At 72.6% G+C, this 7,499-nt stretch carries 7 protein-coding genes and 1 pseudogene; 3 read left to right on the top strand and 5 right to left on the bottom strand.

Annotated elements, in window-relative coordinates; translation table 11 throughout:
- The coding region (locus BZL64_RS10390; protein WP_341868792.1) for a DEAD/DEAH box helicase at window positions 1-1,874 on the bottom strand (1,874 nt) is incomplete at its 3' end.
- A gap of 507 nt (window positions 1,875-2,381) precedes the next feature.
- On the opposite strand from BZL64_RS10390, the gene BZL64_RS10395 reads away from it, so the two are divergent.
- A complete protein-coding gene (locus BZL64_RS10395; protein ID WP_190047055.1) occupies window positions 2,382-3,110 on the top strand; it encodes a ferritin-like fold-containing protein in 729 nt (242 codons plus the stop codon).
- 141 nt (window positions 3,111-3,251) lie between these two features.
- Here the strand turns inward: BZL64_RS10395 and BZL64_RS10400 are convergent, their stop codons facing one another.
- The 4 genes from BZL64_RS10400 to BZL64_RS10415 all read right to left on the bottom strand — a co-directional run bounded on the left by BZL64_RS10400 (window position 3,252) and on the right by BZL64_RS10415 (window position 5,202).
- The gene (locus tag BZL64_RS10400) at window positions 3,252-3,521 is read right to left on the bottom strand and encodes a hypothetical protein (RefSeq protein ID WP_086768336.1); all 270 of its coding nucleotides are present in this window, start codon (window positions 3,519-3,521) and stop codon (window positions 3,252-3,254) included.
- Between the two features lie 212 nt (window positions 3,522-3,733).
- Window positions 3,734-3,961, bottom strand: a complete 228-nt coding sequence (locus tag BZL64_RS10405) for a DUF3107 domain-containing protein (RefSeq protein WP_073493074.1) — start codon at window positions 3,959-3,961, stop codon at window positions 3,734-3,736.
- 144 nt (window positions 3,962-4,105) lie between these two features.
- A complete protein-coding gene (locus BZL64_RS10410; protein ID WP_073493073.1) occupies window positions 4,106-4,747 on the bottom strand; it encodes a TetR/AcrR family transcriptional regulator in 642 nt (213 codons plus the stop codon).
- Between the two features lie 233 nt (window positions 4,748-4,980).
- Window positions 4,981-5,202, bottom strand: coding sequence for a hypothetical protein (locus BZL64_RS10415; protein ID WP_086768340.1), 222 nt, complete (start codon window positions 5,200-5,202; stop codon window positions 4,981-4,983).
- Window positions 5,203-5,400: 198 nt separating this feature from the next.
- Here BZL64_RS10415 and BZL64_RS10420 point away from each other — a divergent pair, with 198 nt between their 5' ends.
- Complete coding sequence (locus tag BZL64_RS10420; RefSeq protein WP_244205284.1) at window positions 5,401-6,624, top strand: alpha/beta fold hydrolase; 1,224 nt, start codon at window positions 5,401-5,403, stop codon at window positions 6,622-6,624.
- 186 nt (window positions 6,625-6,810) lie between these two features.
- A pseudogene (locus tag BZL64_RS10425) lies at window positions 6,811-7,499 on the top strand (DUF3152 domain-containing protein); the annotation flags it as partial.

Raw genomic sequence — 7,499 nt, forward strand, 5'->3', positions numbered from 1 at the left:
ACGGCGGCCTCGGCGGCCGGAGCCGCCGTCTTGCGCGTACGACGCGGCGCGGGCTCGGCGGCCACCGCGGTGTTCTCCGCGGTGTCGACCGCGGCCTCGGCCGGGACCGTCGCCTTGCGGGTACGGCGGCGTGGCCTGGTCTCGGTCGCCTCCACCGCGTCCACGGCGGCTTCGGCCTTGGCGGCCTCCACCGGCGCCTGGGCCGGAACCTGGGCAGTGGTCTCGGCCGCCGTCTCCGGCACGGTCACCGGCGCGTCCGCGGGCCTGCGGGTGCGGCGGCGGCGCGGCTTGGCGTCCTCCGGGGCGGTGACGTCGAGGGCCGGGGTCGCCACGGCCTCCACGACCGCCTCAGCGGTCTCGGGGGCGCTGACCGAGGTCACGGACGCCGCCGTGGCGACCTCCTGCGCCCCGGTGGTACGCCCACGGCGCCGGCGTCGCGGCGTGCGCGGCGAGGTCGCGTCCTCCGCGGCGGGTGCCTGCTCGGGTGCGACGGTCCCCACGGGGGCCGACGCGTCGAGGACCTCGCCGTTGCGGGTACGGCGGCGACGGCGAGGCGTACGGGCGGGGCGCTCGCGCTCGGCGGAGCGGGACTCGTCCCGGGCACCACCACCACGGCGGTCACCCCGGTCGTCGCGCCCACTCCGGTCGTTGCGGTCGTTACGGCCGCGTCCACCGCGGCCGCCCGGCTCGCCGAGGTCCTCCATCTCCTCCGCGGCGAGTCCGGCACGCGTGCGCTCCGAACGCGGCAGAACACCCTTGGTGCCCGCGGGGATGTCGAGTTCCTCGAAGAAGTGCGGGGAAGTGGAGTACGTCTCCGGCGGGTCCGGGAACTTCAGGTCCAGCGCCTTGTTGATGAGCTGCCAGCGCGGGATGTCGTCCCAGTCGACGAGCGTGACGGCGATGCCCTTGGCGCCCGCGCGGCCGGTGCGGCCGATGCGGTGCAGGTACGTCTTCTCGTCCTCGGGGGACTGGTAGTTGATGACGTGGGTCACGCCCTCGACGTCGATGCCGCGGGCGGCCACGTCGGTGCAGACCAGGACGTCGACCTTGCCGTTGCGGAAGGCGCGCAGCGCCTGCTCGCGGGCGCCCTGGCCGAGGTCGCCGTGGACCGCGCCGGAGGCGAAGCCGCGCTGCTGGAGCTGGTCGGCCAGGTCGGCCGCCGTGCGCTTGGTACGGCAGAACACCATGACCAGGCCGCGGCCCTCGGCCTGGAGGATGCGCGCGACCATCTCGGGCTTGTCCATGTTGTGTGCGCGGTACACGTGCTGCCTGGTGTTCGCGACGGTCGCGCCCGCGTCGTCCGGCGACGTGGCGTTGATGTGCGTCGGCTGCGACATGTAGCGGCGCGCGAGACCGATGACCGCACCCGGCATGGTCGCCGAGAACAGCATGGTCTGACGCTTCACCGGAAGCATGTTGATGATCTTCTCGACGTCGGGCAGGAAGCCCAGGTCGAGCATCTCGTCGGCCTCGTCGAGGACCAGCGAGCGGATGTGCTTCAGGTCGAGCTTCTTCTGGCCGGCGAGGTCCAGCAGTCGGCCGGGGGTGCCGACGACGACGTCGACGCCCTTCTTGAGGGCCTCGACCTGCGGCTCGTAGGCCCGGCCGCCGTAGATCGCGAGGACGCGCACATTGCGGACCTTGCCCGCGGTCAGCAGGTCGTTCGTGACCTGCGTGCACAGCTCGCGGGTCGGGACGACGACGAGCGCCTGCGGGGCGTCGGTCAGGTCCTCGGGCTTGGCGCGGCCGGCCTCGACGTCGGCGGGGACGGTGACGCGCTCGAGGAGCGGAAGGCCGAAGCCGAGCGTCTTGCCGGTGCCGGTCTTCGCCTGTCCGATGACGTCGGTGCCCGTCAGGGCGACCGGGAGCGTCATCTCCTGGATCGGGAAGGGGGTGATGATGCCGACGGCTTCGAGGGCTTCGGCGGTCTCGGGAAGGATCCCGAGCTCTCGGAACGTGGTAGTCAGGGTGCTGCCTCTTCTGTGTGCGCGGTGCGAGGCGAGCGCGGGGGTCGTGGCGGACCATGTCGGGGACGTCGGCCGCCCTTGGGGCGAAACCGGCAAGACACGGGACCTCTGCCGACGCTCTAGCGTTCGTACCGCTGAGGGGATCCCTCCGGTCGTCGTACGCAATGTGCCGTACGGCCAGGGAGGGCTGTCGGGTCGGAGCCGATCGGGCCACCGACCGGGCATCCTCATACGTGCAGCCCGTCGAATACTCGGCAGGCGCATTACCACCATACCCCGGATTCGCGCACATGCGATGGCCGATTCGGTCACGTTGTGGTTGTCACACCGTCGGACATGGTCCTTCGCGTCGTCGTTGTCACACTGATTGACCAGGGACTTCCGTCCCACGACGAGCGGGCTATTGTGCGCTGCATGACGAGCTCTGACAAGCCTGAGAACGCCGCCACCGGTATCGCCGCCCAGGACTGGGCGAAGGCGTCCGCCGATCCCCAGTACCGGGCCGCCGTCGTGGACCTGCTCGGCGCGCTCGCGTACGGCGAACTCGCGGCGTTCGAGCGGCTTGCCGAGGACGCCAAACTGGCGCCCACGCTGGAGGACAAGGCGGAGCTGGCGAAGATGGCGTCCGCCGAGTTCCACCACTTCGAGCGGCTTCGCGACCGGCTCACGGAGGTCGGCGAGGAGCCCACGCGCGCGATGCAGCCGTTCGTCGCCGCGCTCGACGGCTTCCACAAGCAGACCGCCCCGTCGGACTGGCTGGAGGGCCTCGTCAAGGCCTACGTCGGCGACTCGATCGCCAGTGACTTCTACCGCGAGGTCGCGGCCCGCCTGGACACCGACACCCGGGCCCTGGTGGTGGCCGTGCTCGACGACACCGGTCACGCCGGTTTCGCCGTGGACCGGGTGCGCGCGGCGATCGACGCGGACCCGCGCGTGGGCGGGCGGCTCGCCCTGTGGGCGCGGCGGCTGATGGGCGAGGCCCTGTCGCAGTCGCAGCGGGTGGTGGCCGACCGTGACGCACTGTCGACGATGCTCGTGGGCGGGGTCGCGGACGGGTTCGACCTCGCGGAGGTGGGCCGGATGTTCTCGCGGATCACCGAGGCGCACACCAAGCGGATGGCTGCGCTGGGCTTGGCCGCGTAGTCCCTGCGTGGGCTCCGGGGGACTTCGGGGGCTGCGCGGGGCTTCGGGGTTTGCGGCTGCGGGCCGGTTGGGGCTGGGCGCGCGCCGCTGAGCCCGTCGGCGCCGGACTTCAGCGGCCCCCTGCCGGTTCGCCCAGGCCGTTTACGCCGTCGCTGATCGGCGGCGGAGTCTTGTCGCCGGGCGCAGGAGCAGGGAGAGGGAAGCGGTGCAGACGATCAGCGCGCCGAGAAGACTGCCGATCGCGGAGCCGGTGCCCAGGGCACTGTGGGTGACGAAGTCACCGAGCAGGGCTCCGGCGACGCCCGTCATGAGCACCAGGGGCCGGGCCGGGAGCCGGTGGGACAGGCGGTGGAGCGCCGCCCACGCGAGCACGAGGCCGAGCACAGCGGAGCCGAGCGCTTCCAAGATCATCCGTGGTCCTTCCAGGCGGCCGGGCCATGCACCAGGGTCGTAGCCCGTCATACCCGTGACCTGCGGAATGCAACCCTTCCCTGTGGCCCGGTTGTGCGCCTTCTGTGGAGGGCGCGGTAGAGGGGCACGGTGGGGGAGCGGAGAGGCGCGGAAGGAACGCGGAAGGGGCCCGGCGGCCGAACGGCCGCCGGGCCCCTTCCGTCGAGCGTCGCCTACAGCGCGCCGAAGCCCACCTTGCGCGGGGCCGGCTCGCCCAGCTCCACGTAGGCCAGGCGGTCGGCCGGAACCAGGACCTTGCGGCCGTGCTGGTCCGTGAGGCTGAGCAGCTGCGACTTACCGGCCAGTGCGTCGGCCACCACGCGCTCGACCTCCTCCGGAGTCTGACCGCTCTCCAGAACGATCTCGCGGGGCGCGTGCTGCACGCCGATCTTGACCTCCACGGCTAAGTCCCTCCGACGGTCACGAGGTGCGCGGGCTTCCGCGCCGTACGCTGCACACATTAGCCCGGTGAGGGGACGTACACGGCGCGGCCGTCCACGCCAGGAGCGAACAGCGAGCGGGAACAAACGGCCGGGTGGCGCTGCTCAGTGCTGCTCGGTCCCGTGCAGCGGGAAACCGGCGATGCCCCGCCAGGCCAGTGAGGCCAGCAACTGCACCGCCTCGTCGCGCGGGACGCTGCGGTCGCTGTGCAGCCAGGAACGGGCCACCACCTGCGCGAGGCCGCCGAGCCCCGAGGCCAGCAGCATCGACTCCGCGCGCGAGAGACCCGTGTCCTCGGCGATGACGTCGCGGATCGCCTCGGCGCACTCGTTGGTGACCTTGTCGACGCGCTCGCGCACGGCGGGCTCGTTCGTCAGGTCCGACTCGAAGACCAGGCGGAAGGCGCCGCCGTCGTCCTCGACGTAGGCGAAGTACGCGTCCATCGTCGCGCGGACGCGCTGCTTGTTGTCGGTCGTGGACGCGAGCGCGCTGCGCACGGCCTGGATGAGCGACTCGCAGTGCTGGTCCAGCAGGGCCAGGTAGAGGTCGAGTTTGCCCGGGAAGTGCTGGTAGAGCACCGGCTTGCTGACGCCGGCGCGTTCGGCGATGTCGTCCATCGCGGCTGCGTGGTAGCCCTGTGCGACGAAGACTTCCTGGGCGGCGCCCAGCAGTTGGTTCCGTCGGGCACGGCGCGGCAGGCGGGTGCCTCGCGGGCGCGCCGCCTCGGTCTGCTCGATGGCTGTCACGCCGCCTCCCAATGTCGTCGCTCTTGCGGTGTGCCGCCGCGCCGCCATCGTACTTTTCGGTAACCGTGGTGTGCGCGGTGCGAACGCAGAATTTCACGGACCGGACGATGGTAAAAGCCGTAGGTAAGGTTTCAAACCGGGGCGTTATGGGCAAAATCGCGCTCCACTCCAGCTCGGTGCGCGGCGATCGCCGGCGCTTTCCTCACCTTCCGCGGCGGTGCTCCTCGGTCTCCTCAGCGGTAGTCGTCCTCGTCGTGCCTGATGACGCGCGCCTGTTCGGCGAGGTCGGCCTCGTTGGCCCGGCTGGGGTCGACGCCCTCCAGCGGGTCGTCACTCTCCGGTGCGACGTCGGCCTGCTGCTCGGCGGCGTCGTTCTCCGGCGCTTCGACGCCGATCTCCGCGGCGCCGTCCTCCTCGTCCGTGAACGTCTCCGGATCGGTCGGATCGATGGCCATGGTGGGCTCCCTTCCAACGAACGTCCCTGAAGATGCAGGGGCCACACGCGGGTGCCCTCTGTACGAGCCTAGGAGACACCCTTTTCGGACGCTATGCGATGTGCCCAGGAATCGCGCAGCCATCTGCGCGACGCGCGGTCGACCTCTTGTGACGGCGAACACACGGGTCCCCGCGTGATCGTCTCGTAACATTGCGGCATGTCTTCGACAGAGCTGCCGTCCGTGCCGCCCACCAGCGTGCTGCCGAAGGCCGCGTCGGTCCGGGTCGCCGAGGGCGAGAGACTGCGGTCGGTCCGCCTGCCCGGCGTCACCCTGACGGTCCGCTCCAGGCCCGCCACGCGCGCGGGACTGCAGCCCGCGCTGTACGTCCACGGCCTCGGCGGTTCCTCGCAGAACTGGTCCGCGCTGATGGCACAGCTCGACGGCGTCGTCGAGAGCGAGGCCGTCGACCTGCCCGGATTCGGGGACTCGCCGCCACCGGACGACGGCAATTACTCCATCACGGCACACGCGCGTGCGGTCATCCGCCACCTCGACGCGTCTGGCCGCGGACCCGTCCACCTCTTCGGCAACTCACTCGGCGGCGCGGTGTCCACGCGCGTCGCGGCGGTCCGCCCGGACCTCGTGCGGACGCTCACCCTCGTCTCGCCGGCTCTGCCGGAGCTGCGGGTCCAGCGCACGGCGGTGCCCACGGGACTGCTCGGCATGCCCGGCGTGGCCGCGCTGTTCACCCGGTTCACCCGGGAGTGGACGGCCGAGCAGCGGGTCCGCGGCGTCATGGCCCTGTGTTACGGCGACCCCGGCCGGGTCACCCCGGAGGCGTTCGGGTACGCCGTGGAGGAACTCGAGCGGCGGCTGCGGCTGCCGTACTTCTGGGACGCGATGACGCGTTCCGCGCGCGGGCTGGTCAACGCCTACACGCTGGGCGGTCAGCACGGCCTGTGGCGCCAGGCCGAACGCGTCCTCGCCCCGACCCTCCTCGTCTATGGAGGCCGCGACCAGCTCGTCGGCTTCCGCATGGCCCAGCGGGCCGCCCGCACCTTCCGTGACTCCCGCCTGCTCACCCTGCCGAACGCGGGGCACGTGGCGATGATGGAGTACCCGGAGACGGTCGCCACGACTTTCCGGGAGCTGCTGGAGGAGACGGCCGAGCGGGGCGAGCGGGGACCGCGCCCCGAGTCGGAGGCCGAGCCGGACACGGGCGCGCGGCCGGAGGCCGGCACCGGGGCAACGCACACTAAGCGGACCGGGGTTCGGCCGGATACGGATATCGGGCCGAGGTCGGATACGGACACCCGGTCGGGGCCGGATGCGGGGCCCGACGTGGGCCCGGATGCGGGGCCGGACTCAGGATCGGGAACCGGGTCGGGCTCCGGGGCGTTCTCCGAGCGGGCCGGTGGATCCGCGGGTTCAGGGAGCTGAGGGGGCGTGGGACGTCACAGTCGACGCGGGCCCGCGCCCAAGAGCACGCCACAGCAGGGCACCGGCGGTGCCCCCCGGAAAGCCGCGCCGGATGAGGCGCCGAGCGGCCGTCCCCAGGGCGCGGCCCGGCCCGCCGACGGTCCCTCACCGACATCGGGGTCTCCCGGCGGGACCCCTGCTCGCGGCGTGCCCCGGTTCCCGGACGGCACTCCGGCCCACGGCATGCCGCGACTCCCGGACGGCACCCCGCCGCACGGCACCGCGCAGGTTCGCGGCGGGCACCCCGAGCAGCGTGAGGCCGGGGGAGCCTGGGGCGGGTTGACGGGCCGTACGGCCAGCGGTTCCGGTCCGCTGATCCCGCGACAGCGACCCGAGTCCGCGGCCGGGGTCCGGCAGCGGCGGACGGATGCGGCGGGAGGTCCGCGCCAGGACTACCTCGACGCCTTCACCCAGGACGACGACGACGTCTTCGCGCGCCGCGTGCCCGTAACAGCCGCCGCGGCCACCGCGCTCGCCACCGACGCCTACGTCACCCCGCGCCCCACCGACGCCTACGTCTCCGTCACCGACTGGGACAGGAGCCCCCGTCCGGCTCCCGCGGGCGGCGGGGCCGGCGGGTCCGGAGCAGAGCCGCCCACCGGTGAGCCGGCGGCCAGGGGTGGCAAGGGCCGGGCGTTCACCGGCATCGCCGCCGCGGCCGTCACCACCGTGCTCGCCGTGGTCGTCGCCGGCCAGGTCACCGACGCGCGCGACGACGACTCCGTCCAGTCGCGGTCCACGGCAGACAAGGCCGCCCGTGACGCCCGCGACACCACCGCGCGCGACGCCGACCGGCCGAGCCCCTCGGCCTCACCCAGCGTGGTCACGCTGACGTA

This window comes from Streptomyces bobili (genome assembly GCF_002154575.1).
GTDB classification, from domain to species: domain Bacteria; phylum Actinomycetota; class Actinomycetes; order Streptomycetales; family Streptomycetaceae; genus Streptomyces; species Streptomyces bobili.